The organism is Herbaspirillum sp. BH-1 (genome assembly GCF_002870055.1).
GTDB classification, from domain to species: domain Bacteria; phylum Pseudomonadota; class Gammaproteobacteria; order Burkholderiales; family Burkholderiaceae_D; genus Herbaspirillum; species Herbaspirillum frisingense.
Genome location: NZ_PKOI01000004.1, coordinates 236,486 through 261,963 on the forward strand (window position 1 = coordinate 236,486; position 25,478 = coordinate 261,963).

The window sequence follows — 25,478 nt, forward strand, 5'->3', positions numbered from 1 at the left end:
AGACAATAAAGCAGCAAAAACGCAGCACCCCCATCCACACACGGAGGAGACATAATGAAATTGAGCTGGAAGCAATTGCTGATCGCCGCGGGCCTGTTCCTGGCCGGCTACTTTTCCTTCAACGGCAGTGCCGGTGCGCAGGCACTGGAAAAGCCCAAGGTGTCCATCGCCGTCGGTGGCAAGAACCTGTTCTACTACCTCCCGCTGACGGTGGCCGAACAGCTCGGTTATTTCAAGGATGAAGGCCTGCAGGTCGAGATTTCCGACTTCGCCGGCGGTGCCAAGGCCTTGCAGGCGATGGTGGGCGGCAGCGCCGACGTGGTCTCGGGCGCCTACGAGCACACCATCAACATGCAGGCCAAGGGCCAGGCCATCGTCGCCTTCGTGCTGCAGGGTCGTGCGCCGCAGATCGTGCTGGCCGCCAACAACAAGACCATGCCCAACTACAAGAGCGTGGCCGACCTCAAGGGCAAGAAGATCGGCGTGACCGCACCCGGTTCATCCACCAGCATCATGGCCAGCTATGTGCTGGCCAAGGCCGGCCTGAAGCCGACCGACGTCTCCTTCATCGGCGTGGGTGCCTCCGCCGGTGCGATCTCGGCCATCCGCTCCGGTCAGATCGATGCCATCGCCAACCTGGACCCGGTGATCTCCATGCTGGAACAGCACAACGAGATCAAGACCATCGCCGACACCCGCACCCTGAAGGACACCAACGACGTCTTCGGTGGCCCGATGCCGGCCGCCACCCTGTACGCCCCGGCGGCCTTCGTCCAGAAGTATCCCAACACCACGCAAGCCCTGACCAACGCCATGGTGCGCGCGCTGAAGTGGATCCAGAAGGCCGGCCCCTCGGACATCATCAAGGCCGTGCCGGAGAGCTACCTGCTGGGCGACCGTTCGCTCTACATCGATGCCTTCATGAAGGTGCGCCAGGCCATTTCGCCGGATGGATACTTCCCGCCAGGTGGCCCCGATACCGCCCTGCGCACGCTCAAGGCCTTCGAGCCCTCGCTGGCCGACAAACAGATCGACCTCTCCAAGACCTTCACCAATTCCTTCGTGCAGAAGGCCAACGCCAAGTACAAGTAAGAAGCAAGGCAAGCAAGACCAGCAAGACCAGCAAGACCAGCATGCAGGTGCTCCCACCCGATGCGAATGCACAGCAAATGCCCGGCAACGGGCATTTGCGCATCTGAGCGGGGCGCTTGCCTGTGTATCATCCAGCGCGGCCGTGCCGGCCCGTAATGCAGTGAAGTCCTGAATCCCTGAAGCCCAGACGCCATGACGCCAGCCCTCCAGTTCGACAACATCACCTGCACCTTCGTCTCCAAGGACGATCGTTCCCAGCGCTACACCGCCGTGGCCAATACCGACCTGTCCATCGCACCGGGCGAATTCGTCTCCGTGGTCGGCCCCACCGGCTGTGGCAAGTCCACCCTGCTCAACGTCGGTGCCGGCCTGCTGCAACCCTCCTCGGGCAGCGTCAAGGTATTCGGCGAAGAGCTCACCGGCATCAATCGCCGCGCCGGATACATGTTCCAGGCCGAGGCGCTGATGCCCTGGCGCAGTGCGCTGCAGAACGTGATCGCCGGCCTGCAGTATCGCGGCCAGGACGAGAAGGCCGCTGCCGAACTGGGCGAGCAATGGCTGGCCCGCGTGGGTCTGCAAGGCTTCGGCGACCGTTACCCGCACCAGCTCTCCGGCGGCATGCGCAAGCGCGTGGCCCTGGCGCAGACCCTGATCCTGGACCCCGACATCATCCTCATGGATGAACCCTTCTCGGCCCTCGATATCCAGACCCGCCAGCTGATGGAAAACGAAGTGCTGGACCTGTGGAACGCCAAGAAGAAGGCCGTGCTCTTCATCACCCACGACCTCGATGAAGCCATCGCCATGTCCGATCGCGTGATCGTGCTGGCCGCGGGCCCTGGCACCCACCCGATCGGCGAATTCAGGATCGACCTGCCGCGCCCGCGCGATGTCGCCGAAATCCGCATGCATCCCCGCTTCGTCGAACTGCACCAGCAGATCTGGGACGTGCTGCGCGACGAAGTGCTCAAGGGCTATCAACAACAGAAGCGCGCAGCGTAAGCCGTACCGGAAAAAGATCAGGGAAGAGAATCAGCACCATGTGGAAATTACTGAAACCGAATCACAAGAACATCCGCTTCTGGCAACTGATGGTATTGGCCATCGTCCTGCTGGTGTGGCATGTGGCCACCCGCAATCCGCAGACCGCCTTCTTCTTCGGCGAACCACTGAAGGTGGCGCAGCGCATCTGGGAGTGGTTCACGGTGGGCAGCGGCTCGCTGGAAGTGGGTATAGGCGACACCACCTTCTTCACGCTCACGTTCCCCGCCGAGATCTATTCGCACCTGCTCATCACGCTGACCGAGACCGTGCTGGCCTTCGTCATCGGCACCGTCTTCGGCCTGGGCATCGGCCTGTGGCTGGCGCTGTCGCCGACCGCCTCGGCCATTCTCGATCCCTACGTGAAGGCCGCCAATTCCATGCCCCGCGTGATCCTGGCCCCGATCTTCGCCATGTGGTTCGGCCTGGGCATCTGGTCCAAGGTGGCCCTGGCGGTCACGCTGGTGTTCTTCATCGTCTTCTTCAACGTCTACCAGGGCGTCAAGGAAGTCAGCCCGGTGGTGTTGGCCAATGCCCGCATGCTGGGCGCCAACGCGCGCCAGCTGCTGCGTACGGTCTACCTGCCCTCGGCCACCTCGTGGGTGTTCTCCAGCCTGCACACCTCCATCGGCCTGGCCTTCGTCGGCGCGGTGGTGGGTGAGTACCTGGGTTCGGCACGCGGCGTCGGTTACCTGATCCTGCAGGCCGAAGGGACCTTCGACATCAACACCGTCTTTGCCGGCATCGTCGTGCTGACCGTCTTCGCGCTGGTGCTGGACCTGGCCGTGGGCGTGATCGAGAAGCGGCTCATGAAGTGGCAGCCCAAGAGCGGGGAGACCGAAAAGCTCTGAAGGTCTGCTGCGCAGGGCACAGAAGAAGGTGAAAAAAACAGGTACAGCAAACTGAAGGGGTATCCGGGCCAGTCGACATCGAGACCGGATAGAGTAGAGGATAGAGGAAAGTACAGAGGCGCCAGTGGCAACACTGGCGCCTTTTTGTTGCCTGTCGCCCTGCAGTTCATCCGTATCGGGAAATGCCCTAGATCCCCCGACCCTACCTTTGTCTATAGTGAATCACTGCATGGATTGATTCACTCCGGATTGGTCGATGTCCAACAATCACATCCGAGGGGGAACAATGAGTGTGTTCAAGAATATGAAAATCGGCACCAAGCTATCGCTGGCGTTCGCCATGCTGCTGACCTTGACCGTCATCCTGGCGGCAGTCGCCCTGACCAGCATCCAGTCGCTGACCGCTTCCATCAAGGCGGCCGACGCCGTCCAGACCCGGCGCCTGGTGCCGCTCTATCTCGCGCGCGAGGCGCTGGACCAGACCGGCCTTGCGGCGCGCAATGCCTATGTATTCCGTAGCGACGCCGATGCCGCCAAGGAACTGGCCATCGTCGATGAACAGAAGAATATCTATCTCAAGGCCCTGGCCGAACTCGAACCGGAAATGGCCGGCAACAAGGGCTTCGACAAGGTGCGCACCGGGCTACTGCAGATGGCCGAGGAACTCAAGCGCCCGCGCCTCTATCGGGAAAGCGGGAAGAGCGAGGAGTTCCGCGACTTCCTGGTCAACGAGTGCAGTCCCCTGCGACGTCAGATCGTGCAAGACATCAACCAGGTCATCGGGGAAGTGGATGCCGAAAACAACAAGGCGCATCACTCCACGCTGGACTTGGCGACCCACGGCTCCATGGTGGTCGCCGCGCTCACCTTGCTGGTGACGTTCATCTCGATCATCGTGGCCGTACTGATCACCCGCAGCCTGCTCAGGCAACTTGGCGGTGAACCCGCCTATGCGGCCGACATCGCCCAGCAGATCGCTGCCGGTGACCTCACCTCCGAAGTGCTGACCCGGCCCGGTGACACCGCCAGTCTGCTGCTGGCCATCAAGAAGATGCGAGACAGCCTGGTCGCCATTGTCGGCAAGGTGCGTGAAGGCACTCAGACCATCGAACAGGCTTCCACCGAGATTGCCACCGGTAATCTGGACCTGTCCTCGCGCACGGAGCAACAAGCCGGTGCCCTGGAGCAGACGGCCTCCGCCATGGAAGAACTGATGTCCACCGTAAGACAGAACGCCGACAACGCCAGGCAGGCAAGCCAGCTTGCGGTCTCGGCCTCGGAAGTGGCCAGCCAGGGTGGTGCCGCAGTGGGCCAGGTGGTGAGCACCATGGAAGGCATCAATGCCTCTTCGCGCAAGATCGTCGACATCATCAGCGTCATCGACGGCATCGCGTTCCAGACCAATATCCTGGCCTTGAACGCGGCAGTGGAAGCGGCCCGGGCCGGCGAACAGGGCCGCGGCTTCGCGGTCGTGGCGTCCGAGGTGCGCAACCTGGCGCAACGCAGCGCCACCGCTGCCAAGGAAATCACCGAACTCATCAATGACTCGGTGGGCCAGATCGGCCAGGGCAGCAACCTGGTCCAGCAGGCGGGCGTCACGATGGAAAACGTCGTCACCAGCGTGAGGCGGGTGACCGATGTGGTTGCCGAGATATCGCATGCCAGCCAGGAACAGAGTCACGGCATCACCCAGGTCAACCTGGCCATCACCCACATGGATGAGGCCACGCAGCAGAACTCGGCGCTGGTCGAGGAGGCCGCTGCCGCCGCCAATTCGATGATGGAGCAGGCGGCCGCTCTGGCCAGCCTGGTCTCGACCTTCCGTCTTGATCCCCGCCAGCATGCGTAGCGCCAGCGCCACGGTGCTGGTAATGGGCCGGCGTACAATGACGGCTTGAACAGCGCGCCGCCTGCGGCCCATGAGGGTGATCCGGCAGGACGGCATGCAAATCGGGGAGTGGGGGCAAGGGCGATGAGCCAGCAGAATGACTTGATCGAATTCGGTTCGGAAAACGCCTATCGGCTGCTGGTGCAGCGGATCAAGGACTACGCCATCTACATGCTGCGTCCGGATGGTGTGGTCGCCAGCTGGAATGCTGGCGCCCAGCGCTTCAAGGGCTATACCGCCGACGAAATCATCGGCCAGCATTATTCGGTCTTCTATGAGGAGCCGGATCGTCTCGCTGGCCTGCCCGCCTCCAACCTGGCCCTGGCCCTGCGCGAGGGCAAGTTCGAGGACGAGGGCTGGCGCGTGCGCAAGGATGGTTCACGTTTCTGGGCGCACGTGGTGATCGATCCGATCTACCAGGAAAATGGACGCCTGCTGGGGTTCGCCAAGATCACCCGCGATCGCACCGAGCAACTGGAAACCAACGAAAAAATCCTCTTCATGGCCCGGCACGATGCCATGACCGGCCTGCCCAACCGTGTCCATTTCCTGGAACGCCTGGACGAAGCCATGTTCACCCTGCATGCCGGCGAGCAACAGGTGGCCGTGGTCAGCATCGACCTGGATGGTTTCAAGGAAATCAACGATGCCTTCGGTCATGGCGTGGGCGACCAACTGCTCTCCGAATTGGGGAAGCGTCTCAAGAACACCGTGGGCGAGGGCGAGACCGTGGCGCGCTTCGGCGGTGACGAATTCGTCGCCTTCAAGGTCTTCCGTCAGCAGCGCCATCTGGCCGACTTCATCAGCCGTCTGCAGCGCGCCCTGACCACCATGCTGCACCTAGCGCAGACCGACATCATCCCCGGCGCCAGCCTGGGGGTGGCGATGTTTCCAGGGGATGCCGCCGACCGCGCACAGCTGCTCAACAACGCCGACCTCGCCATGTATCGCGCCAAGAAGAGCATGGACGAAAAGATCTGCTTCTACGAAGCCAACATGGACGAGGCCTCGCGCGCCCGTCGCGCCATGGCACGCGATATCTGGACTGCCCTGGAACGCGGGGAGTTCTTCCTGAACTACCAGATACAGCGCGCCGTCAGCTGCGACGAGATCACCGGCTACGAAGTCCTCCTGCGCTGGCAGCATCCGGTACAGGGACTGATCCCGCCGGCCGTCTTCATCCCGGTGGCCGAAGAGTGCGGCGCCATCGGCGCCATTGGCGACTGGGTGCTGGAGCACGCCTGTCGCGAGGCGGCGCAATGGAATCTGCAGCCACGCATCGCCGTCAACCTGTCGGCCCTGCAATTGTCCAATGCCGGCCTGGTGGAAAAGGTACGTTCGGTGCTGGCCGCCACCGGCCTGCCGCCGCAGCGGCTGGAACTGGAGGTTACCGAAACTGCCATCATCGCCGATCGCGAACGCGCCCTCTACCTGCTGCAGCAGCTCAAGGCCATGGGCGTGACCATCGCCATGGACGATTTCGGCAGCGGTTATTCCTCGCTGGAGACGCTGCGTTCCTTCCCCTTCGACAAGATCAAGCTGGACCGCAGTTTCATCAGCGAGCTGGAAACCAGCCAGCAGGCCAAGGCCTTCGTGCGTGCCATCCTGGCGCTGGGCCATAGCCTGAATGTGGCGGTGCTGGCCGAAGGTGTGGAAACCGAAGCCCAGCGCGCCATCCTTGAGCAGGAGGGTTGCCAGGAAGGGCAGGGCTATCTGTTCGGCCGACCGGCGCTGCTGAGCGCCCTGGGTGAGCTGGCGCAGGCGGTGCCGCCCCATGAGGTGCCACGTCGGGCCTGATCGGAAATTTGAAATACCCAGGCGGCCGACGCGCCGGACCGATTTCGCGTACGCTGCCGCTTGTCATTGTCCAGCGAGTTTTCCATGAGCCAGAGTCTGAGCCTGCCCGGGGACGGGGGGGCCACCGTCACTGCTACCGTCACTGCTACCGTCGCTCCCCATGCCGACCCCTTGTCGGCGCTGGCGCAGTGGCTGCTGTCCCACCGCAAGGTATTGGTACTGACCGGCGCCGGTATCAGCACTGCCTCCGGCATTCCCGATTATCGCGATGACGCAGGCGTGCGACGTGGCCGCCTGCCCATCCAGGGCAGCGAATTCCGCCAGTCGGAAGCCGCCCGCAAGCGCTACTGGGCACGCAGCATGCTCGGCTGGCCACGCCTGGCCCAGGCCCTGCCCAATGCGGCCCACCAGGCACTGGCGCAATTGCAGGCAGCCGGCCACCTGGGCGCAATCCTGACCCAGAACGTCGATGGCCTGCATCAGCAGGCCGGCAGCCGCGATGTGCTGGAACTGCACGGCAGCATCCATGCGGTGCGCTGTCTGGCCTGTGGCACTTCCTATGGTCGTGCCGAAATCCAGGCGCAGCTGGAACGCAGCAACCCCGCCTTTGCCCAGCTGCAGGCAGAAGTCTTGCCCGATGGCGATGCCCAGCTGGAGCCCGATGCCGACGCCGCCTTCCACGTCCCCGCCTGTGCTGCCTGTGGCGGCATGCTGCAACCGGACGTGGTGTTCTTCGGCGATGGCGTGCCGGCTGCGCGCAGCGCCCAGGCCGAAGCACTCGCCCGTGACTGCGATGCCATGCTGGTAGTGGGTTCTTCGCTGATGGTGTTGTCGGGTTTTCGCTTTGCGCGCATGGCGGCCGCCGCAGGCAAGCCGGTTGCGGCCATCAATCGCGGTCGTACCCGTGCCGACGAACTGCTGGCCTTCAAGCTGCAGGAGGATGCCGAGTCGGTGTTGCCGCGTCTGGCGGCACGATTGCTGTCACAGTCGCCTTCCTGATCGACCACAGTACGATGGCCGCTGCCATCAGCGCCAGAAGTGCGGCCGCAGCAAAGGCATGCGCAAAACCCCGGGCATAGGCACCTCGCGCCAAGGCCAGCACCGCCGCCTGCCGTTCGCCATAGCCCTGCGCTGCCTGCACCATGTCGCCGGCCATCGCCCGCGCGACGAACTGGGCGGCCCGGTCAGGCGCCTCCTCGATGCCCGCCAGAGCCGACATCCCGCTCAGCATGCGGCCACGCGCCGCCTCGGCCAGTACCGCCCCCAGGCCCGCAAAGCCGGCCAGCACACCCGTGAAACGCGAGGTGGTACTGATGCCGGAGGCCATGCCCGCACGCTCGCGTGGCACATTGCCCATGATGGCCTTTTGCGTCTCGCCATTGAGCAGGCCACCGCCGCTTCCCAGCACTGCCATGCCGAGGATCACCAGCATCTGCGATCCCGACCCGGCCGCCCACATCATCAGCAGGTTGCCCAGCGCCGTCACGCCCAGTCCCAGCGCCAGCACCTGCGCCGAGGACAGGTAATGACCCAGTCGTCGCCCCAGCTGCGGCAACAGCAGCATCGCCAGCGCGAAGGGCAGCATGCCCAGTCCGGTCTGCAGCGCGTTCAGGCCGCGTGCATTTTGCAGGAACAGCGGCAGCAGCGACGCCATCACCTGGGCCGAGGCCGCATAGGCGAACATGGCTGCCACTGCCGCCACGAAACCGGCATGGCGGAACAGCGACAGCTCCAGCATCGGATGCGCGCAGCGGCGCTCCCAGGCGATGAAGAGCAGGAATAAAAATGCGCCGCCCAGACCGCGGGCGACGCAAACAACGCTGGTCCACCCCTGTTCCGGACCCGTGATCAGGGCCCAGGTCAGGAGGAAGACCGCGCTGGAGAAAGACAGGATGCCCAGCGGATCCAGTGGGCGCGGCAGCGGATTGCGAGACTCCGGTACCTGCCGTCCCACCGCCATGCCCAGCAACAGGCAGGCCGGCAGGTTGATCCCGAACGCCCAGCGCCAGCCCAGCAGGGTATTGATGACGGCTCCGATCAGCGGTGCCAGCACCATGGTCAGGCCCATGATGACGCCCCACACCGCCCAGGCGCGAGCGCGCTCGCTCTCGTCATGGAAGGCATGGCCAATCACCGCCAGCGAAGGCGCCAGCAAAAAGGCTGCACCCACCCCCTGCAGCGCGCGGGCCGCATACAGGGCCTGTGCCGTGGGAGCCAACGCACAAAGCAGCGAGGCCAGCGCGAACAGCGCCAGCCCGCCCCGCAGCACGCGCTTGCGGCCATAGCGGTCCGCCAGGGCACCGGCCGGCAGCAGCAGCGCGGCAAAGCACAGCACATAGCTGCTGACCACCCATTCCACCTCGCTGAAGGACGCCTGCAGCTCACGCGCCACCGTGGGCAGGATGATCCCGACCACGTTGGTGTCCAGCACCGTCATGGCACATCCCAGCGAACCGGTCAGCAGGATGCGGCCAGCGGTGGAGGAGAAGGGCGAACGCATGGCGGCGCGGGCGAGAGGGTGAGAGGGCCTTACTTCAACGCCGCCACGCCGGCCTTGGCGATGTCTTCATCATGCTGTGGGGTGTCGGCCGACACGCCGATGGCCCCCACCACCTGACCGTCGGCCACCAACGGCAGGCCGCCGCGCATCAGGACAAAGCCGCGTGCCGTGGCGGCCGCCGGGCGGTTGCCGTTGATCGCATCTTCCAGCGCGCCGCTGGGACGGCGAAAGAGTGCTGCAGTACGCGCCTTGCCCGGCGCGATCTCGACCCCGGCCGGTACGGCCGCGTTGTCCATGCGCACCAGCGCCACGGGCAGACCGGCGGCATCCACCACCGAGATCACGCAGGGCCAGTTTTCCGCCTGCGCCTTGGCCTGGGCAGCCTGCAGCACCTGTTGCGCAGCGGCCAGCGTCAGCACCGGCTGGGTCGGCAGGGTGGCGGCAGCCGCTACATTGGCCGCCAACAGGCTGGAGAGGGCCAGGGCGAGAAGTCGGGTCTTGATGATCATGGAATTCCTTTTCTGAAATGCGAGAGGGGAGAGGGTTCATTGAACCAGTCTCTATAATTCACTTCAATAATCATCAACCGCGACTTAATTAGTTTTAAACTAATTCAAGACATCGCCGCCATCCCTCATACCGGAGCAAGCCCGTGGACCTACGACACCTGCGTTACTTCCTGACCGTCGCCGAAGAACTGCACTTCGCCCGTGCTGCCGAACTGCTGGGCATTGCGCCACCCACGCTGTCGGTGCAGATCCAGGAGCTGGAACGCCAACTGCAGGTCCAGTTGTTCGCCCGCACCAAGCGCTCCGTATCGCTGACCTCGGCCGGTCGTGATTTCGTCGAGCAGGCACGCGCGGTACTGGCACGCTTCGACCAGGCCATCGACGTGGGTCGCCGTGCCGGGCGCGGCGAGCTGGGCCGGGTCGAAATCGGCTATGTGGGATCGGCGGTATTCGGCGGCATCCTGCAGCAGCAGATCAGCGCTTTCCGCCGTCAGTGGCCGCAAGCCACGGTACATGCCCGCGAGTGGCCGATGGCGCAACTTTCCGACGCGCTGGAGGAGGGCAAGGTCGACATCGCCTTCCTGCGCATGCCGGTGCCCCTGGGCGGCACCCTGCAGTCGCAAGTCCTGCTGCGCGACCGCTTCTGCCTGGCCCTGCCCGCTGATCACGCACTGGCAAGCCCGGGCGCTGCCGTGCGTTCACGGGCCCTGGCCGGAGAATCCTTCATCCTGCCCGAGCAGGAGCTGGGCAGTCGCGAGGTCTGGCGCCGCGGCGGTTTCGAGCCGCGCAGCATGAGTCGTCCTGGCGGACTGCTGGCCGTACTGGCCGAGGTATCGGTCGGTGCGGGCGTGGCGGTGGTGCCGGGCGTGCTCACCACGGTGGTGCAGCTGCCCAATGTCTGCTATCGGCCGCTGGCGGGCAGCGCTATCGTTTCCGAGGTGGCGGCCATCTTCCGGCGCCATGAACGTGCACCGGCGGTACGTAACATGATCGCTGCGATCCGTACCAGCAAGCCGCTGCAGGTACACGGGCCCTTGAACACATCTCGCAACTGGTGACGACATGGGTTCCGGCCAGGACACTGGCTCTGTATATTCTTATCCGTTTTCCTTCGTTCATTCGGACCGGTTCGCGGCCACATAATCCTTGGTCGGTTTCACCTCCCAAGGAAATCATCCGTATACGCCACCCGCCACATTTCCACGCCAATGTGATGCAAGTTGGCGGCGGGTATTTCAGCGATCCACTGAAGGAAGTCCATCATGCTCAAGCAACTTGCCGGCCTGCTGCTCATCGGCGCTGCCGTGATTGCCGGCGCCCACGCCGCGCCCCCTGCCACGCCCGAACGCGAACTGAAGATCGGCTTCGTCCCCGGCCCCTACATCGACGAATTCAAGCTGGGCGTGCAACCCGAGCTGCAGAAAAAGGGTTACAAGATCCGTTACTACGAATTTTCCACGGGGCTGGAAGCCAACAGTGCCGTCTTCAAGGGCGACATCGATGCCAACGTGATGCAGCACTCGGTATTTCTGGCTTCCTACAATGAGCGCAACAAGACCGACCTGGTGGGCATCGTGCAGGTGCCGACGCCCCCCATGGGCCTGTATTCGCGCAAGCACAAGGACCTGAACAACCTGAAGAAGGGCTTCACCGTCGCCGTGCCCAATGATCCGGTCAATCTGCAGCGTGCCCTGTGGATACTGCAAAGGCTGGGCTGGATCCGCATCCGCGAGAACAAGCCGGTCGACGTCACCGAACTGGACGTGGTGGAAAACAAGGTCGGCCTGAAACTGGTACTGCTGGAGAATGCCCAGGGTCCACGCGCGCTGGATGACGCCGATTTCGCCGCCGTCCAGGGCAACTTCGCCATCTTCGCCAAACTCAAGCTGTCCGAGGCCTTCATCCTGGAAGACATGAAGCCGCCCTACATCAACGTGGTGGCCGTCAAGAAGACCCGTCAGGACGAGACCTATGCCCGCGATATCGCCCAGGCCTACCGTTCCGACTATTTCCAGAAGGCCATCCGCAGCGACCGCTTCTATGACGGCTTCACCCTGCCGGATTATTTCAGCAGCAAGGACCAGGACGACAAGAACCTCAAATTGGGCAAGAACTGATCGACGTATTGTCCGGCCCGTTGCCACCCCGCTACCATCAAGCAAAAGGCCCGCTCCCGGTCGTTCCGGGGGCGAGCCTTTGGTCTATTGTGCTTGATCCGGAGGCTTAGGCCGCCCTGGCCTGGCCACCGGTGCTGGCAGGATGTACGAGTCCGAAATGGGAACGCAGGGTCTTGCCCTCGTAGTCGCGACGGAACAGACCGCGTTGTTGCAGCAGCGGCACCACGCCATCGACGAAGTGCTGCAGGCCATCCGGCAGGGCATCGGGCATCAGGTTGAAACCATCGGCGGCGCCGGCCTTGAACCACCGTTCGATGTCATCGGCAATCTGCTCGGGCGTGCCGACCAGTACCCGGTGACCGCCGCCACCGCACAGGGCACGGATGACATCGCGCACCGTGTGTGGCCGCCCCTTCACCAGCGACAGCGTGGCATGGAAGAAGGTGTGGTTGCCATTGCCGCCACCGGGCAGGGCCAGCTTGTCCGGCAGGGGGCGATCCGGGTCCAGGCTATCCACCGGCACCCCGAGGATGCCGGCCAGGCGCTTCTGGCTATAGCTCCAGGGAATGTTATCGATCAGTTCGTCGCGTCGGCGCAGTGCCTCGGCTTCGGTGGCGCCGATGATGGTGGCCAGCCCCGGCAGGATCTTGACCGCATGGGGGCCGCGTCCGAGTTGTGCGGCGCGGGTATTGATGGCGCGGCTGTAGGCCAGCGATTCTTCCACGGTATGGGCCGCCGAGAAGACCGCCTCCGCGTGACGTGCGGCCAGCTCCTGGCCATCTCCCGATCCGCCGGCCTGTACCAGTACCGGCTGGCCTTGCGGCGTGCGCGGCAGGTTCAGCGGGCCGTGCACCTGGAAGTGGCTGCCGCGATGGGCGATGGGATGCACCCGGCTATCATCGATGAAACGACCGCTGACCTTGTCGGCCACCAGCGCCTCGTCTTCCCAGCTGTTCCATAGCGACTTCACCACCTGGGTGAATTCGTCTGCACGCGCGTAACGCGCTGCATGGTCGGGAACCTTGTCCAGCCCGAAATTGCGGGCCGATGCGACATCGGCGGTGGTGACGATGTTCCAGCCGGCACGGCCGCCACTGACATGGTCCAGCGTCGCGAAGCGGCGTGCGATGTTGTACGGCTCGTTATAGCTGGTGGAGGCCGTACCGATGACGCCGATATGGGTGGTCGCGGCCGCCACCGTGGCCAGCAGCATCGTAGGCTCCAGCGCCGTGACGGGACGGAAATCGATCTGCTCGATGATGGCCGCATTGTCGGCCAGGAACACCGCATCGAATTTGGCCGCCTCGGCGATGCGCGCCACCTTGACGTAATGCGCGGCATCGATGAAGGCCAGCGGATCGGCGTGCGGCAGGCGCCACGCCGACGGGATGAAGCCGGAATGCAGGATATTGACGTTCAGATGCAATTGCCTGGGGGGCTGGCTCATGGGGGGCTCCGGGGAGGGGAACGACTCGTGGCACGTGAACAGGCTCAGGCCGTACGCAAGTAAGACCGACCGGTCGCGCTCCATGCAGGCATTCCTGATGATGGGAAACCCGACGATTCTGTGCCGGCCACCCCGGCGGCAGCCACGAATATATCCGCATAAACATATGCGCGCGGGACGGCTACAATGCCCGGGAGCGAGGGGGAGGGACCCCGACGCCAGACCAATAACAAGCGTGCGTGACGTCAATGAGCCTTCTTTTTATCGTATTGCTGATCTTGCTGGCCTGCCTGGTGCTGGGGCTGGCGGCCTGGGGTGGGTTTGCGCTCTGGTACCAGTGCCCTGGGCCACGCTGGGCGCGTCTGCTGGTGATGACGGCATGGAGTCTGCCTGCGCTGGCCACCCTGGCAAGCCTGGGAGCATTGGCCGGGGCAGGGGGCGCATCGGCCTGGGGGCCGCTGGCCTTCGTGCTGGCACTGGTGGTGTTGCTGTGCTGGTGGCGTGGCATCCGTGCTTCCCATGATCGGGTCTGGGCCGACGATGTGGCCTGCATGCTGGTCTCGCAGGTCACGGGTGATCGCGTCAGACTGGACAATGTACGCAACTTCGAATGGCGCAGCGAGACCGATTACGACGTGCGCTGGGAGTCGCGTGACTACGATCTGTCGCAACTGGTCTCGGCCGACCTGCTGCTGTCCTACTGGATGGGGCCGGCGATTGCGCACACCCTGGTTTCCTTCGGGTTTACCGATGGCCGGCGCCTGGTATTTTCGCTGGAGATCCGGCGCGAACGCGGCGAATCCTTCTCGGCCCTGGGTGGCTTCTTCCGCAAGTTCGAGACCGTGATCGTCGCCGCCGACGAGCGCGACATCGTCCGTACCCGCACCAACGCCCGTGGCGAAGACGTCTACCTGTATCGCCTGCAACTGCGCCCCGACCAGTTGCGCAAGGTCTTCCTCGGATACCTGGAACGCGCCGCGCAGGTGCGCGCCACACCGCGCTTCTACAATACCCTCACCAGCAACTGCACCACCATCGTCTTCGAGTTGGCGCGCCGTCTTTCTCCCACGTTGCCGCTGGACTATCGCCTGCTGCTCTCCGGTTATTTCGCCCGGTACGTGTACGACCACGGGGTAATGACGCCCGGCTACCGCTTCGAGCAACTGCGCGAGGCCGGCCGCATCACCGGACGGGCTTTGCAAAGCGGCCCGGGGGACGACTACAGCAAAGTGATCCGGCGTGGCGTGCCGGGGGTGGGCGAAGACGAGCTCCGCTGAAACTGCGCGACGAAGTCCAAATCCGTTTACCAACTATCCAAGCATAAAATCATTCGTATTCGCTCACCGCGAAGCTGATTAGCATTTCCTTCCTGCGCCACTGTGGTTGCGCATCCTGAAACGTCAGAGAAGGAAATCCCCATGTCCGAAGCGGTGAATCATTTCCCCCTGCCGGCAGCCGCCGAGTCCTCCCCCGTGCGTCGATCGAGGCGACTGCGTCCCTTGCAAGAACTCGGCAACCGCAGCCTGTTCCTGCTCTCCTGGGCCGCACCGCTGCTCCTGATACTGCTCTGGGAAGCCTTCGCCCGTGCCGGTGTGCTCTCGCCGCAAGTGCTGCCGGCGCCCAGCAAGGTATTGCAGACCGCCTGGAACCTGATCGGTCAGGGCCGCCTGCTCTCCGACCTCGGCGCCAGTCTTCTGCGCGCTGCCGCCGGCTTCGTCATCGGTGGTAGCCTCGGCTTCGTGCTGGGCACCCTCGTCGGCTTCTCGCGGCTGGCCGAAGCCCTGTTCGACCGTAGCGTGCAGATGGTGCGCGCCGTCCCCTTCCTGGCGGCGTTGCCGCTGGTGATCGTGTGGTTCGGTGTGGGCGAGGGCGGCAAGGTGTTCCTGGTGTCGCTGGGCGTGCTGTTCCCGATCTATATCAATACCGTGCTGGGCATCCGCCAGGTCGATCCCAAGCTGCTCGAACTGGGCCGCGTGACCGGGCTCTCCAACTGGACCCTGATCCGTCGCATCGTGCTGCCCGGTGCCTTGCCCTCGATCCTGGCCGGGGTGCGCTATGCGCTGGCAGTGGCCTGGCTGGCACTGGTGATCGCCGAAACCATTGCCGCCAATACCGGCATCGGCTCACTGGCCATGGATGCGCGGGAATTCCTGCAGACCGACGTGATCGTGCTGACCATCGTCATCTATGCCGGCATCGGCGTGGTCTCGGATGCCATTGCCCGCCTGCTGGAGCGCCGTCTGCTGGCCTGGCATCCCAACTACGCCGCCAAGGGGAAATGATGAGCACCACCACCCAACCCATGCATCCGGCCGGCATCGATGAGATTGCCGTGCAGGTCGCCGGTCTCAAGCGCCGCTACGGCCAGCGCACCGTCATCCAGGGATTGAACCTGCGCATCCATCGCGGCGAGTTCGTGGCCCTGCTGGGTGAGAGCGGTTGCGGCAAGACCACCCTGCTGCGCGCCCTGGCGGGGCTGGACGCCATCGATGGCGGCCGCATCGACGGTCCGGCGCAACCGGCCGTAGTGTTCCAGGAACCGCGCCTGATCCCGTGGGACCCCTTGTGGCGCAACGTTTCCCTGGGGCTCGATGACAAGAGCGGCAAGCCGCTCGCACAGGCTGCGCTGGAAGAAGTCGGCCTGGGTGGCCGCAGTGAGGATTGGCCCCGCAATCTCTCCGGCGGCCAGGCCCAGCGCGTGGCGCTGGCACGCGCCCTGGTGCGGGAGCCTCGTCTGCTGCTGCTGGATGAACCTTTTGCCGCCCTGGACGCCCTGACCCGCATCCGCATGCATGCCCTGGTGCGCCAACTGCTGGCGCGCCATCGACCCGGCGTGCTGCTGGTCACGCACGATGTCGATGAAGCCATCGTCCTGGCCGACCGCATCCTGGTCATGCGCGATGGTGCCATTGCCAGCGATCACCGCGTCGCGCCCGAAGCCGCCCACCATCGCGCCCACCCGGCGGCCGAGGCCCTGCGCACGCAATTGCTGGCCGAGCTGGGCGTGGCAAGCGCTGATGCCCTGCATTAATCCAGATTCAATGCCGATCTGATTTCCCTTCACCATCACTGAATGCTCATGACCCAAGACGCCAAGTCCGCCCATCTCCATCGTCGCCATCGTCGTCTGCTGTTGCAGGCCGCCGCAGGCGCCGCCGCCCTGGGTGCCGTCGGTGCACCCACCGTGGCGCTGGCCGCCGGTTCCTCTCGCAATACCGATACCGTGCGCCTGGCCTGGGGCAAGGGCGGTCTGCCCGGCATCGCCCGCACCCGTGGCGAATTCGAAAAGACCCTGGCTCGCGATGGCATCAAGGTGCAATGGGTGGGACCTTTCCCCAATCACGCGCCTTCGCTGCAGGCGGTCACCGGCGGTAGCGCCGACTTTGGTTTCGGCGGCAGCACCACGCCGGCGCTGGCGGCCATGATCGCCGGCTCGCCGCTGGTATTCACCCAGTTTGCCGTGGTCGAGCCACGCAGCACCGCCATCATCGCCAAGGATGGTTCGGGCATCACCAAGGTCAGCGACCTGGTCGGCAAGACCGTGGCAGTGAACCGCTCTGGCCTGGGCGAGTTCCTGCTGGTGGCGGCGCTGGAAAAGCACGGCATCGCCCGCGACAAGGTGCAGTTCGTCTATCTCAATCCGCCGGATGCCGGTCCGGCCTTTTCCCAGGGCAAGGTCGATGCCTGGTCGATGTGGAGCCCGGGTGTGGACATTGCGCGGGTCGAATACAAGGCGCATGACGTCTTCTTCGAAGGCCGCGATCTGGATTTCCTGATCGACTTCAACTCCTACGTCACCCATCGCAAGTTCGCCCAGGAAAACGCCGACATCGTGCGCGCCGTCAATGCCGCCTATCGCGCCGAGGGCGAGTGGATCAGCAGGAATCCGCGCGAGGCCGAGATCCTGGTGCAGAAGGATGCCGGTTATTCGGATGCGGTACGCGATTCGCTCATCAAGCTGGCGCGGCGCTGGGAATTCCATGGCGCCGATGACGCGAAGTTCATCGCCACCTTCCAGGGAGCGGCCGATTGGTTGGCCGCACGCAAGATCCTGCCGCAGAAGGTGCAGGTGAGCGATTACATCGTCAAGGTCTGATTCATTTCAAGGAGAGAAGCATGAGCGTCAACTTCATCGGCATGGTCACCACCAACAAGAATTCGGAGATCCATCCCGCCGTCGGACCAGCCATCGATACCGATTACCTGCTGCGCTTTGCGCGGGCGCACGAGGAAGCCGGCTTCGACCGGGTGCTGGTGCCGTATCACTCCAACGGGCCGGACGCCATTCTCACCATCGCCCAGGTGGCCGCCGCCACGCGACACATCAAACTGATGCTGGCACACCGGCCCGGGTTCGTGGCGCCCACGCTGGCGGCCCGCCAGTTGGCCACGCTGGACCAGTTCAGCGGTGGGCGGCTGGGGGTGCACATCATCTCCGGCGGTTCCGACGTCGAGCAGCGACGTGACGGTGACTTCCTCGATCACGACCGGCGTTATGCCCGTACCGATGAATACCTGGAAGTCCTGCGCAAGGTTTGGACTGCCGGCGAGCCCTTCGATCATCACGGCGAGTTCTATCGCGTCGAGCAAGCCTTTTCCGAGGTCAAGCCGGTGCAGCAGCCGCATATCCCGATCTTCTTCGGTGGCGCCTCCGAGGCCGCCATTCCGGTCGCGGGTCGGCATGCCGACATCTATGCCTTGTGGGGTGAGTCACTGGACCAGGTGCGCGAGCTGACCGGGCGTGTGCGAACCGAAGCGGCTCGGCATGGGAGGGAGATCAGTTTCTCGGTTTCCTTCCGTCCCATCCTGGCGGCCACTGAAGACGCTGCCTGGGAGCGTGCCGAACGTATCCTGGCCGAGACACGCCGCCTGCGCTCCGGCAATGGCAGCCGTCATCCGGCCCAGACCGGGCCCCAGGAAAGCGTGGGCGCACGCCGCCTGCTGGCCGCCGCAGAAAAGGGGGACCGGGTCGATCGTCGCCTGTGGACCGCCATCGCCCGCGAAACCGGTGCCCGCTACAACTCCACGGCCCTGGTCGGTACGCCCGAGCAGGTGGCCGAGGCGCTGCTGGATTACTACGACCTGGGCGTGACGACCTTCCTGATCCGCGGCTTCGACCCGCTGGAAGATGCCCTCGACTACGGTCGCGAACTGATCCCGCGCACGCGCGAACTGGTGGCAGAACGCGTGCGCCAGAAACTGGAGAAACAGCAAAAGCAGCAAAAGCAGCAAAAGCAGGCCGCCTGATTTTCCCGTCGCAACGTGACAGTGGCTCCGCATTGCGGAGCCACTTTTTTTTCGTGGAGATGAATGCCCGGTGTCAGGCCGACTGCAAAGCCTGTTCCAGATCGGCCAGCAGGTCATCGATATGCTCGATACCGATGGACAGGCGCACCGTATCCACGGTTACGCCGGCCTTGTCCAGTTCCTCCGGCGACAGCTGGCGGTGCGTGGTGGACGCCGGATGCGTGGCCAGCGATTTGGCGTCGCCGATGTTGACCAGCCGCGTGAAGAGCTGCAGCGCATCCTGGAAGCGTGCGCCACCTTCGCGCCCGTTGGCCACGCCGAAGGTCAGCACGCCCGAGGCGCGACCCTTGAAGTATTTCTGCGCCAGTTGATGATCGGGATGGCCTTCCAGCCCGGCATAGTTGACCCAGCGCACCTTGGGGTGGCGTTTCAGGTATTGCGCCACCGCCAGGGTGTTGGCGGTGATGCGGTCCAGGCGCAGGGCCAGGGTCTCGATGCCTTGCAGGATCTGGAAGGCATTGAACGGCGACAGCGCCGCTCCGGTATTGCGCAGCGGCACCACGCGTGCGCGACCGATGTAGGCGGCCTCGCCCAGTGCTTCGGTATAGACCACGCCGTGATAGCTGACATCGGGCTCGTTGAGCCGTTTGAAGCGTTCCTTGTGCTGCGCCCAGGGGAACTTGCCGGAATCCACGATGGCACCGCCCAGCGTGGTGCCGTGGCCGCCGAGGTATTTGGTCAGGGAGTGCACCACGATGTCGGCGCCGTGTTCGAAGGGACGCAGCAGGTAGGGCGTGGCCACCGTGTTATCCACGATCAGCGGGACGCCATGCCGATGCGCGATGGCGGCCACGGCCGCGATGTCGGTGATGTTGCCCAGCGGATTGCCGATGGATTCGATGAAGATGGCCTTGGTGCGGTCATCGATCAGTGGTTCGAACGAGGCTGGCTGGCGTGGATCGGCAAAGCGCGTGGTGATGCCGAACTGCGGCAGGGTATGGGCGAACAGGTTGTAGGTGCCACCGTAGAGCGTGGAGGCCGAGACGATGTTGTCGCCCGCCTCGGCGATGGTCTGGATCGCATAGGTCACGGCCGCCTGGCCGGAGGCCAGTGCCAGCGCGGCGATACCACCTTCCAGTGCCGCCAGGCGCTTTTCCAGCACGTCCTGGGTGGGGTTCATGATGCGCGAATAGATATTGCCCTGGACCTTGAGGTCGAACAGGTCGGCGCCATGCTGGGTATCATCGAAGGCGAAGGCCACCGTCTGGTAGATCGGCACGGCCACGGCACGCGTGGTCGGATCAGGGTCGTAGCCACCGTGTACCGATACGGTCTCGAATTTCCATTGCGGATTGTCTGCCATGTTGTCTCTCTCTTATCGTTGAACGGGGATGCAGGAAGGCGATACCACACCGAGACCGTAGCGCGACGGCGGGCAGGGCGCCAAGAAATGATTCGTCATATGCATATGCGGCGACGGATGATGCCGGTCGCAAAGGCGTGCGACCCTGGCCATCATGCCGTTTCGCATTCCCATCGCGCATGCGTAAGATCAAATTAGTCGTTTGAACAGGTTTTGCTGCACTGCTTCAATGGCGTTACCAACAGCCATTCTTGAATCAGGAGCCAGTATGGAAACGACGACTTCCCACTTGCCCGCCGACATGAGTCACGCTGATGTCAGGCGCGGCGTGCGGGCGCGCCTGAGCTATCTCGCCAGTCATGCCCGTGACCCGGTCAGCTATGCCTATACGCCACCCCCTGGTGTTCCCTGGGAGAGTGCCGACTACACCGTGCACGACACCTTCATCGCCGATGCCGGCGCCTGGCGCGACCTGGATATCGATACCAACGGGTTCGAATTGCGTGACGCCCCCACGGCCTTGCGCAATCCGGGCGATGCCGACGAGATCGAGGCGATCTGTTATGCCGAGGCGGTGGAGCTGGCATTGGAGGTGACCGGTGGCACCCATGCCTATGTCTTCGATCACCTGGTGCGCGAGCGCGATCCTGCACGCGCGACGCTGGATTTCGGGCGCGCCGCCCGTGGTGCCACGCCGGCAGCCAACGGTCGTATCCACAACGATTACACCGAGGTATCGGGGCGCAGGCGCCTGTCCATGGTCTTGCATGATTCGGACCTGATTCCCTTTGCCCGGCACTTTTCCCTCATCAACATCTGGCGCAGCCTGCGCGGCGTGATCGAGGACACGCCGTTGGCCGTGGTCGACGCGCGCAGCGTGGCACGCGAGGACCTGGTGCGGGGCGAGGTGCGCTATCCCCGTCGCACCGGAGAAATCTATCTGATGCGCCACAACCCCGCGCATCGCTGGTGTTATTTTCCGCAGATGGATCGTCATCATGCGCTGGTGTTCAAGCAGTTCGATTCGCGCACCGGCGGCGTGGCACGCTTCACCCCGCATACCGCTTTCGACCTGCCCGACATCCGGCCCGGGGCCCCCTTGCGTCAGAGCCTGGAAATCCGCTGTCTGGTGGTGCATGCATGAGCGCACCGCATCCCGTGATCGAATACTGGTTCGACTTCGGCAGCAACTACAGTTACCTGAGCACGCTGCGCATCGAGCAGGCGGCGCAACTGGCCGGTGTATCCGTACGGTGGCGGCCCTTCCTGCTGGGGCCGGTGTTTCGCGAACTGGGCTGGAGCACGTCTCCCTTCGTGTTGCAGAAGGAGAAGGGGGAGTACACCTGGCAGGACATGGCCCGCCAGTGTCGCAAGTATGGCCTGCCGTGGCGGCGTCCCAGCCGCTTTCCGCGCCCGGCCGTGCTGCCCACGCTGGTCGCCCTGGCGGGATCCGGGACGCACTGGGTGGGTGGCTTTTGCCGTCTGATGATGCATCTGAACTTCGCCGAGGACCGCGACATCGACAGCGCCGGGACGGTCGCTGAAGTCTTGACGGCGATGGACCTGCCCGTAGCCTCCCTCCTGGAGGATGCGCAGTCCGCAGACAATCGCGCCCGCCTGCGCGAGCAGACCGTGCTGGCCCGTGCGCGAGGCATCTTCGGCGCGCCTACCTTCTTCGTCGGCAAGGAGATGTTCTGGGGCAACGACCGGCTGGACGACGCATTGGCCGCCTGCAGGGAACCAGCCAGCTTCAGCCCGTGAGGCTGGTCCCGGCCTCGTTGCGTATCCAGGCGGCGACCTGCTGTACTTCGCGGCGGGCTGCAGGGGTGGCCTGGATCATCCAGTAGGCGTAGCCATCCTCGTCCTGCGCCCGTGCTTCGCCCAGCAGCACCAGCTGGCCGCTGGCCAGTTGCGGTCCGATCAGTTCGATGCGGCCCAGCGCCACGCCCTGTCCGGCCAGTGCCGCCTGGATCACCATGTCGTACTGGTTGAAGCGCAGCATGCGGTGCTTCTTCTTCCATTCGCCATGGTCCAGCCAATCCTTCCAGCGCAGGCGTGGGTTGGCTTGTTCGAATTCGATCAGGGTGGTATCGGCCGGCAGCTTGCCTTGCTTGAGCAGCAGGGGATGCGCCACCGGTGCCACCGATTCCCCGAACAGGCGGATCGCTTCCGGCGGTGTCTGGGCACGCGTGGTGTAGCGCAGGGCCAGATCGATGCCTTCGTGGCGCAGGTCGATCACGCTGTCACTGGCCGCCACCCGTACGTCTATCCCCGGCACCTGCTGCTGCAGTCGCGACAGGCGCGGCAACAGCCATAGCCCGGTCATGCCGATGCTGGCGGTGATGGTCACCGGACGGCTTGCCTGGGCGGCGCGCAGTTCGCCGATGCTGTCCTGCAGTTGCAGCAGCATCGCATCACAGCTGCGGAACAGCCGCTCACCGGCGGTCGTGAAGGAGATTGCGCGGTGGTGGCGGTGCAGCAGGGCGGTTCCCATGAATTCTTCCAGCAGATGGACCTGACGGCTCACCGCCGACTGGGTCAGGAACAGGTCTTGTGCCGCCAGCGTGAAGCTCATGCGGCGACCCACGGCGACAAAGCCACGGATCAGGTCCAGCGGCGGCAGCTTGGCGAGAGGGAGTGTCATGGCGGTCGGCAAGGGGAGCAGGTCGGATGCGCTATTGAAGCATAGTCGCACATCCTCGTGGGCATCCGGTGTCCATCATTTCGCATTCCATTTTGGAATGGGTGGCGGTGCCGAAGTCATTTGAATGCGCTCTCTTTTCAGAGTCAAATTGCATCATTCATCTATCCAGGATCGCCTCTTGCCATGAGCCATGCTTCTGTGAACCACAAACGTCTCTGGGCCGTGCTGGCTGGTGCCGCCATCATGAGCATGGCGCTCGGATCGCGCCAGACCTTCGGCCTGTTCATCAGTCCCTTGTCCTACGATCATGGCCTGCCGGTGACCTTGGTCGCCTTTGCCATCGCCCTGCACAACCTGGTATGGGGAGCGGCGCAGCCGCTGGCCGGGGCCATGACCGATCGTCATGGCCCAGCGCCCGTGGTGGCATTCGGCGCGGTCTGCTATGCCATCGGCCTGGCGTTGACGGCACTCGCCCCCAACGGCGCCTTGCTGGTCTTGGGCATGGGGGTCTTCATCGGCGTGGGTATCAGTTGCACCAGCTTCGGCGTGGTGCTACCGGCGGTGGGACGCAGCGTACCGCCGGAACGGCGCAGCAGCGCCATGGGGCTGGTCAGTGCCGGTGGCTCGCTGGGCCAGGTGCTGATGTTGCCACTGGTGCAGGCTTTGCGCGCTGCCTCGGGGATCAGCCTGGCGCTGCTGGTGCTGGCCGCGCTGGTCCTGATGGTGGCGCCGCTGGGGCTGGTGTTGCGCTCCCCAGCGATCCGTACGCCGGTCATGCCGCGCCAGGAGGGCGGTTTGCGGCGGGTGATGGTGCAGTCACTGCGGCACCGTGGCTTCCAGTTGCTGACCCTGGGATTCTTCGCCTGTGGATTCCAGCTGGCCTTCATCGCCACCCACCTGCCGGGCTATCTGGAACTGTGCCACATGCCCACCGGCCTGGCGGCGACGGCGCTGGCGCTGATCGGCCTGTTCAACATGGCCGGCAGCTGGACCTGCGGCTGGCTGGGCGGTCGCTATCGTCCGCAGCAGGTGCTGGGCTGGCTGTACCTGGTGCGCAGCACCGCGATCGGATTGTTCTTCATCGCCCCCAAGAGCAGTCTGTCGGTGACCCTGTTTGCCGCGGTCATGGGGCTGACCTGGTTGGGCACGGTCCCGCTGACCACGGCGCTGGTGGCACGCCTGTTCGGTCCGACCCACATGGGCAGCTTGTTCGGCGTGTGCTTCCTGAGCCACCAGATCGGTTCCTTCCTCGGCGCCTGGCTGGGGGGCTGGATGCTGGAACTGAGCGGATCGTATTCCTTGCTGTGGATGGCTACCTTCGTGGTGGGAATCGTCGCGGCACTGCTGCATTTTCCCATCGATGATGGCCAGCCCGGGCGACTGAAGGCCGCTTAGGACCGAGACCTTCACTGCACCTTCACGATGACATAGGCGGTCGAGAACACTCTTCCCGGTGTGACGGTCTGTCCCGGCAGCTTTAGCAGGGTCGCCGTCAGGCGCTTGTTGATCGTAAATTGTTCGACGGCTGCAGCGGGCGACGACGGGCTGGGAGGACATCGTTCCTCGGTTGCCCTCAGCCGATACCAGCCGGCATTGCGGCCGGACGGGAAGGACTGCGACAGCCACTGGCCGGTCACCGATGAACTCAGGAACTGCATCTCCTGTTGGTTGCCTGCATCGCTCAGGCCTATCCCCACTCCCGTGGCCAGCGACGGGTCGGTGCCGTAGTTGTCCGAAAGCAGATAGCGTACTCCCTGACTCTGATTCACATAGCCCAGCAAGCGGGCAGCCGCCAGCGCCCCCGGTGAAACCTGGAGGCCGAAGGCGGTCTGGTTGTCATCGGTGCCGGCGGCGAAAGGCGGCTTGCTGCCGATGCCCTCGTCGCAGCGGAATGAGAGCGTGAATTCCACCTGGCGCGTCTGCCCCAGATTGAGCTCGGTTTCCGAGATCGGCGGGAACACCACTTCCGGTGTCACATTCTGGACCACGCAAGAGGGCAGCACGCTCAGTGTTGCGCCCATGCGCATGCCGAATGCAATGCCATTGGCCGCGCCAAAGAACAGGTAGCGATAGGCATGGTCTTCACCATCATCATCCATGTCGCCGCTGGCACGGTTATAGCCGGGGCCGCGCAGCATCAGGTAGCCATTGGGCTGGGTGCACTCATACGCGACGGCGGCCCAGCGCGTGTTGTCCGGTGCGCCACTGCACCAGTTGCTGGTTCCGGTGCCCGGTGTCAGGTCCGATACCCTCGCCACCTCGGCCTTGATCGGACTGAGGTGACGGGCGCGGATCAGGATCTTCCTGGTGGCCTGGTCGACATCATAGGTATCGAGCTTGCTGGACTGGTAATAGCGGGAAAGGATCTTGCCCGAGCGCAGATGCGTGAGGCGGATCGCAACCCCGGGAAACCATGTGCGATAGAAACCATGGAGGCCATCCTTGATACCTATTTCGGCATAGCCACCGACCCTGTCATCACCGTTGGTGGAAAAGACTTCATAGATCTGGTCGGCATCGGCCAGGTCGCAGGTCCAGAGCAGCGTATCGCCGTTGATGCCGGCGGCTTCAGCGGCGCTGGCCACCGCGCTGCCCAGTATGCTGCCTGGTGGCTGGATCGCCGTACTGGCCAGATTGATGCGGCCGAACCAGAACTGGGCAGAGCCGCCGTCACTGAGCGGCGCGAACGGATAGGCGGCGCGGTTGTTGCGCTTGCAGATGGCTTCTGCCGTCGGTGCCAGCAGCAGCCACAGAGAAAGCGTCATCAGCAAAAGCAGCATCGTGCGCGCGCGATGGGGATAGTGAGGAAAGAGGGACATGAGCGATGGGGCGGGAAAGGGAGGGGAAGGAGACACCAGCCATCATCGCTCCCCGCGCTGCGCCGGTGAATGGGCCTGACCCGCAATGCGCATGGGCCGATGCCTAGCACTACATATGGGATTTCGCCCATGCCGCAATCAGACTTCGCCAGCCCGTCGATGG

22 protein-coding genes are annotated in these 25,478 nt (G+C 64.2%); 16 read left to right on the top strand and 6 right to left on the bottom strand.

Annotation, left to right across the window (positions count from 1 at the left end):
• Positions 1-54 precede the first annotated feature (54 nt).
• The 6 genes from HBH1_RS07825 (at position 55) to HBH1_RS07850 (ending at position 7,668) form a co-directional block, all read left to right on the top strand.
• Positions 55-1,092, top strand: a complete 1,038-nt coding sequence (locus HBH1_RS07825; RefSeq protein ID WP_006465019.1) for an ABC transporter substrate-binding protein — start codon at positions 55-57, stop codon at positions 1,090-1,092.
• A gap of 192 nt (positions 1,093-1,284) precedes the next feature.
• Positions 1,285-2,094, top strand: coding sequence for an ABC transporter ATP-binding protein (locus HBH1_RS07830; protein ID WP_006465020.1), 810 nt, complete (start codon positions 1,285-1,287; stop codon positions 2,092-2,094).
• A gap of 38 nt (positions 2,095-2,132) precedes the next feature.
• Entirely contained in the window at positions 2,133-2,984 is an 852-nt protein-coding gene (locus tag HBH1_RS07835) for an ABC transporter permease (protein WP_102662259.1), read from the top strand.
• Between the two features lie 286 nt (positions 2,985-3,270).
• The gene (locus HBH1_RS07840; RefSeq protein ID WP_102662260.1) at positions 3,271-4,833 is read left to right on the top strand and encodes a methyl-accepting chemotaxis protein; all 1,563 of its coding nucleotides are present in this window, start codon (positions 3,271-3,273) and stop codon (positions 4,831-4,833) included.
• Between the two features lie 123 nt (positions 4,834-4,956).
• Positions 4,957-6,669, top strand: coding sequence for a putative bifunctional diguanylate cyclase/phosphodiesterase (locus HBH1_RS07845; protein WP_102662261.1), 1,713 nt, complete (start codon positions 4,957-4,959; stop codon positions 6,667-6,669).
• Between the two features lie 84 nt (positions 6,670-6,753).
• Positions 6,754-7,668, top strand: a complete 915-nt coding sequence (locus HBH1_RS07850; RefSeq protein WP_233207557.1) for an NAD-dependent protein deacetylase — start codon at positions 6,754-6,756, stop codon at positions 7,666-7,668.
• Here the strand turns inward: HBH1_RS07850 and HBH1_RS07855 are convergent.
• Positions 7,595-9,169, bottom strand: a complete 1,575-nt coding sequence (locus tag HBH1_RS07855) for an MFS transporter (RefSeq protein WP_102662262.1) — start codon at positions 9,167-9,169, stop codon at positions 7,595-7,597. The two genes, HBH1_RS07850 and HBH1_RS07855, sit on opposite strands and share 74 nt — an antisense overlap.
• 29 nt (positions 9,170-9,198) lie before the next feature.
• A complete protein-coding gene (locus tag HBH1_RS07860; RefSeq protein ID WP_006465026.1) occupies positions 9,199-9,678 on the bottom strand; it encodes a GlcG/HbpS family heme-binding protein in 480 nt (159 codons plus the stop codon).
• A gap of 143 nt (positions 9,679-9,821) precedes the next feature.
• Here HBH1_RS07860 and HBH1_RS07865 point away from each other — a divergent pair, with 143 nt between their 5' ends.
• Positions 9,822-10,736 carry a LysR substrate-binding domain-containing protein gene (locus HBH1_RS07865; RefSeq protein WP_102662263.1) on the top strand — a complete coding sequence of 305 codons (915 nt, stop codon included), beginning with the start codon at positions 9,822-9,824 and terminating at the stop codon, positions 10,734-10,736.
• A gap of 204 nt (positions 10,737-10,940) precedes the next feature.
• Complete coding sequence (locus tag HBH1_RS07870) at positions 10,941-11,795, top strand: MetQ/NlpA family ABC transporter substrate-binding protein (protein ID WP_102662264.1); 855 nt, start codon at positions 10,941-10,943, stop codon at positions 11,793-11,795.
• A gap of 106 nt (positions 11,796-11,901) precedes the next feature.
• Here the strand turns inward: HBH1_RS07870 and HBH1_RS07875 are convergent, their stop codons facing one another.
• Entirely contained in the window at positions 11,902-13,242 is a 1,341-nt protein-coding gene (locus tag HBH1_RS07875) for an LLM class flavin-dependent oxidoreductase (protein WP_102662265.1), read from the bottom strand.
• Between the two features lie 248 nt (positions 13,243-13,490).
• Between HBH1_RS07875 and HBH1_RS07880 the strand changes: the two genes are divergently transcribed.
• From HBH1_RS07880 to HBH1_RS07900, 5 genes are all read left to right on the top strand, one after another.
• Positions 13,491-14,519: an Lnb N-terminal periplasmic domain-containing protein gene (locus tag HBH1_RS07880; RefSeq protein ID WP_166758290.1), complete on the top strand. Its 1,029-nt coding sequence runs from the start codon at positions 13,491-13,493 to the stop codon at positions 14,517-14,519.
• A gap of 141 nt (positions 14,520-14,660) precedes the next feature.
• The gene (locus HBH1_RS07885) at positions 14,661-15,524 is read left to right on the top strand and encodes an ABC transporter permease subunit (protein ID WP_199181544.1); all 864 of its coding nucleotides are present in this window, start codon (positions 14,661-14,663) and stop codon (positions 15,522-15,524) included.
• Entirely contained in the window at positions 15,524-16,273 is a 750-nt protein-coding gene (locus HBH1_RS07890) for an ABC transporter ATP-binding protein (RefSeq protein WP_102662266.1), read from the top strand. Before HBH1_RS07885 ends, HBH1_RS07890 begins: the two co-directional genes overlap by 1 nt.
• A gap of 48 nt (positions 16,274-16,321) precedes the next feature.
• Complete coding sequence (locus HBH1_RS07895) at positions 16,322-17,338, top strand: NrtA/SsuA/CpmA family ABC transporter substrate-binding protein (protein WP_102662267.1); 1,017 nt, start codon at positions 16,322-16,324, stop codon at positions 17,336-17,338.
• Positions 17,339-17,358: 20 nt separating this feature from the next.
• Entirely contained in the window at positions 17,359-18,489 is a 1,131-nt protein-coding gene (locus tag HBH1_RS07900) for an LLM class flavin-dependent oxidoreductase (RefSeq protein WP_102662268.1), read from the top strand.
• A 73-nt stretch (positions 18,490-18,562) separates the two neighbouring features.
• Here the strand turns inward: HBH1_RS07900 and HBH1_RS07905 are convergent, their stop codons facing one another.
• Positions 18,563-19,852: an O-acetylhomoserine aminocarboxypropyltransferase/cysteine synthase family protein gene (locus tag HBH1_RS07905; RefSeq protein WP_102662269.1), complete on the bottom strand. Its 1,290-nt coding sequence runs from the start codon at positions 19,850-19,852 to the stop codon at positions 18,563-18,565.
• 268 nt (positions 19,853-20,120) lie between these two features.
• Between HBH1_RS07905 and HBH1_RS07910 the strand changes: the two genes are divergently transcribed.
• Both HBH1_RS07910 and HBH1_RS07915 read left to right on the top strand, forming a co-directional pair.
• Complete coding sequence (locus tag HBH1_RS07910) at positions 20,121-20,996, top strand: CmcJ/NvfI family oxidoreductase (RefSeq protein ID WP_166758289.1); 876 nt, start codon at positions 20,121-20,123, stop codon at positions 20,994-20,996.
• A complete protein-coding gene (locus HBH1_RS07915) occupies positions 20,993-21,613 on the top strand; it encodes a 2-hydroxychromene-2-carboxylate isomerase (protein WP_102662270.1) in 621 nt (206 codons plus the stop codon). Before HBH1_RS07910 ends, HBH1_RS07915 begins: the two co-directional genes overlap by 4 nt.
• On the opposite strand, the gene HBH1_RS07920 is transcribed toward HBH1_RS07915, so the two are convergent.
• Positions 21,603-22,496 (bottom strand): LysR substrate-binding domain-containing protein, encoded by an 894-nt coding sequence (locus HBH1_RS07920; protein WP_077235522.1) that lies wholly within the window; start codon positions 22,494-22,496, stop codon positions 21,603-21,605. The genes HBH1_RS07915 and HBH1_RS07920 overlap by 11 nt on opposite strands.
• Positions 22,497-22,679: 183 nt before the next feature.
• On the opposite strand from HBH1_RS07920, the gene HBH1_RS07925 reads away from it, so the two are divergent.
• A complete protein-coding gene (locus HBH1_RS07925; protein ID WP_102662271.1) occupies positions 22,680-23,891 on the top strand; it encodes an MFS transporter in 1,212 nt (403 codons plus the stop codon).
• A gap of 11 nt (positions 23,892-23,902) precedes the next feature.
• Here the strand turns inward: HBH1_RS07925 and HBH1_RS07930 are convergent, their stop codons facing one another.
• Positions 23,903-25,261, bottom strand: a complete 1,359-nt coding sequence (locus HBH1_RS07930; protein ID WP_233207558.1) for a fimbrial protein — start codon at positions 25,259-25,261, stop codon at positions 23,903-23,905.
• Positions 25,262-25,478: the final 217 nt, after the last annotated feature.

Excerpts from the sequence above, each read along its gene's own strand:
- HBH1_RS07835 (WP_102662259.1), top strand. The coding sequence starts at position 2,133 with ATGTGGAAATTACTGAAACCGAATCACAAGAACATCCGCTTCTGGCAA.
- HBH1_RS07855 (WP_102662262.1), bottom strand. The coding sequence starts at position 9,169 with ATGCGTTCGCCCTTCTCCTCCACCGCTGGCCGCATCCTGCTGACCGGT.
- HBH1_RS07905 (WP_102662269.1), bottom strand. The coding sequence starts at position 19,852 with ATGGCAGACAATCCGCAATGGAAATTCGAGACCGTATCGGTACACGGT.
- HBH1_RS07825 (WP_006465019.1), top strand. The coding sequence starts at position 55 with ATGAAATTGAGCTGGAAGCAATTGCTGATCGCCGCGGGCCTGTTCCTG.
- HBH1_RS07880 (WP_166758290.1), top strand. The coding sequence starts at position 13,491 with ATGAGCCTTCTTTTTATCGTATTGCTGATCTTGCTGGCCTGCCTGGTG.
- HBH1_RS07895 (WP_102662267.1), top strand. The coding sequence starts at position 16,322 with ATGACCCAAGACGCCAAGTCCGCCCATCTCCATCGTCGCCATCGTCGT.
- HBH1_RS07860 (WP_006465026.1), bottom strand. The coding sequence starts at position 9,678 with ATGATCATCAAGACCCGACTTCTCGCCCTGGCCCTCTCCAGCCTGTTG.
- HBH1_RS07910 (WP_166758289.1), top strand. The coding sequence starts at position 20,121 with ATGGAAACGACGACTTCCCACTTGCCCGCCGACATGAGTCACGCTGAT.
- HBH1_RS07915 (WP_102662270.1), top strand. The coding sequence starts at position 20,993 with ATGAGCGCACCGCATCCCGTGATCGAATACTGGTTCGACTTCGGCAGC.
- HBH1_RS07890 (WP_102662266.1), top strand. The coding sequence starts at position 15,524 with ATGAGCACCACCACCCAACCCATGCATCCGGCCGGCATCGATGAGATT.
- HBH1_RS07930 (WP_233207558.1), bottom strand. The coding sequence starts at position 25,261 with ATGACGCTTTCTCTGTGGCTGCTGCTGGCACCGACGGCAGAAGCCATC.
- HBH1_RS07830 (WP_006465020.1), top strand. The coding sequence starts at position 1,285 with ATGACGCCAGCCCTCCAGTTCGACAACATCACCTGCACCTTCGTCTCC.
- HBH1_RS07920 (WP_077235522.1), bottom strand. The coding sequence starts at position 22,496 with ATGACACTCCCTCTCGCCAAGCTGCCGCCGCTGGACCTGATCCGTGGC.
- HBH1_RS07845 (WP_102662261.1), top strand. The coding sequence starts at position 4,957 with ATGAGCCAGCAGAATGACTTGATCGAATTCGGTTCGGAAAACGCCTAT.
- HBH1_RS07870 (WP_102662264.1), top strand. The coding sequence starts at position 10,941 with ATGCTCAAGCAACTTGCCGGCCTGCTGCTCATCGGCGCTGCCGTGATT.
- HBH1_RS07900 (WP_102662268.1), top strand. The coding sequence starts at position 17,359 with ATGAGCGTCAACTTCATCGGCATGGTCACCACCAACAAGAATTCGGAG.
- HBH1_RS07885 (WP_199181544.1), top strand. The coding sequence starts at position 14,661 with ATGTCCGAAGCGGTGAATCATTTCCCCCTGCCGGCAGCCGCCGAGTCC.
- HBH1_RS07925 (WP_102662271.1), top strand. The coding sequence starts at position 22,680 with ATGAGCCATGCTTCTGTGAACCACAAACGTCTCTGGGCCGTGCTGGCT.
- HBH1_RS07850 (WP_233207557.1), top strand. The coding sequence starts at position 6,754 with ATGAGCCAGAGTCTGAGCCTGCCCGGGGACGGGGGGGCCACCGTCACT.
- HBH1_RS07840 (WP_102662260.1), top strand. The coding sequence starts at position 3,271 with ATGAGTGTGTTCAAGAATATGAAAATCGGCACCAAGCTATCGCTGGCG.
- HBH1_RS07875 (WP_102662265.1), bottom strand. The coding sequence starts at position 13,242 with ATGAGCCAGCCCCCCAGGCAATTGCATCTGAACGTCAATATCCTGCAT.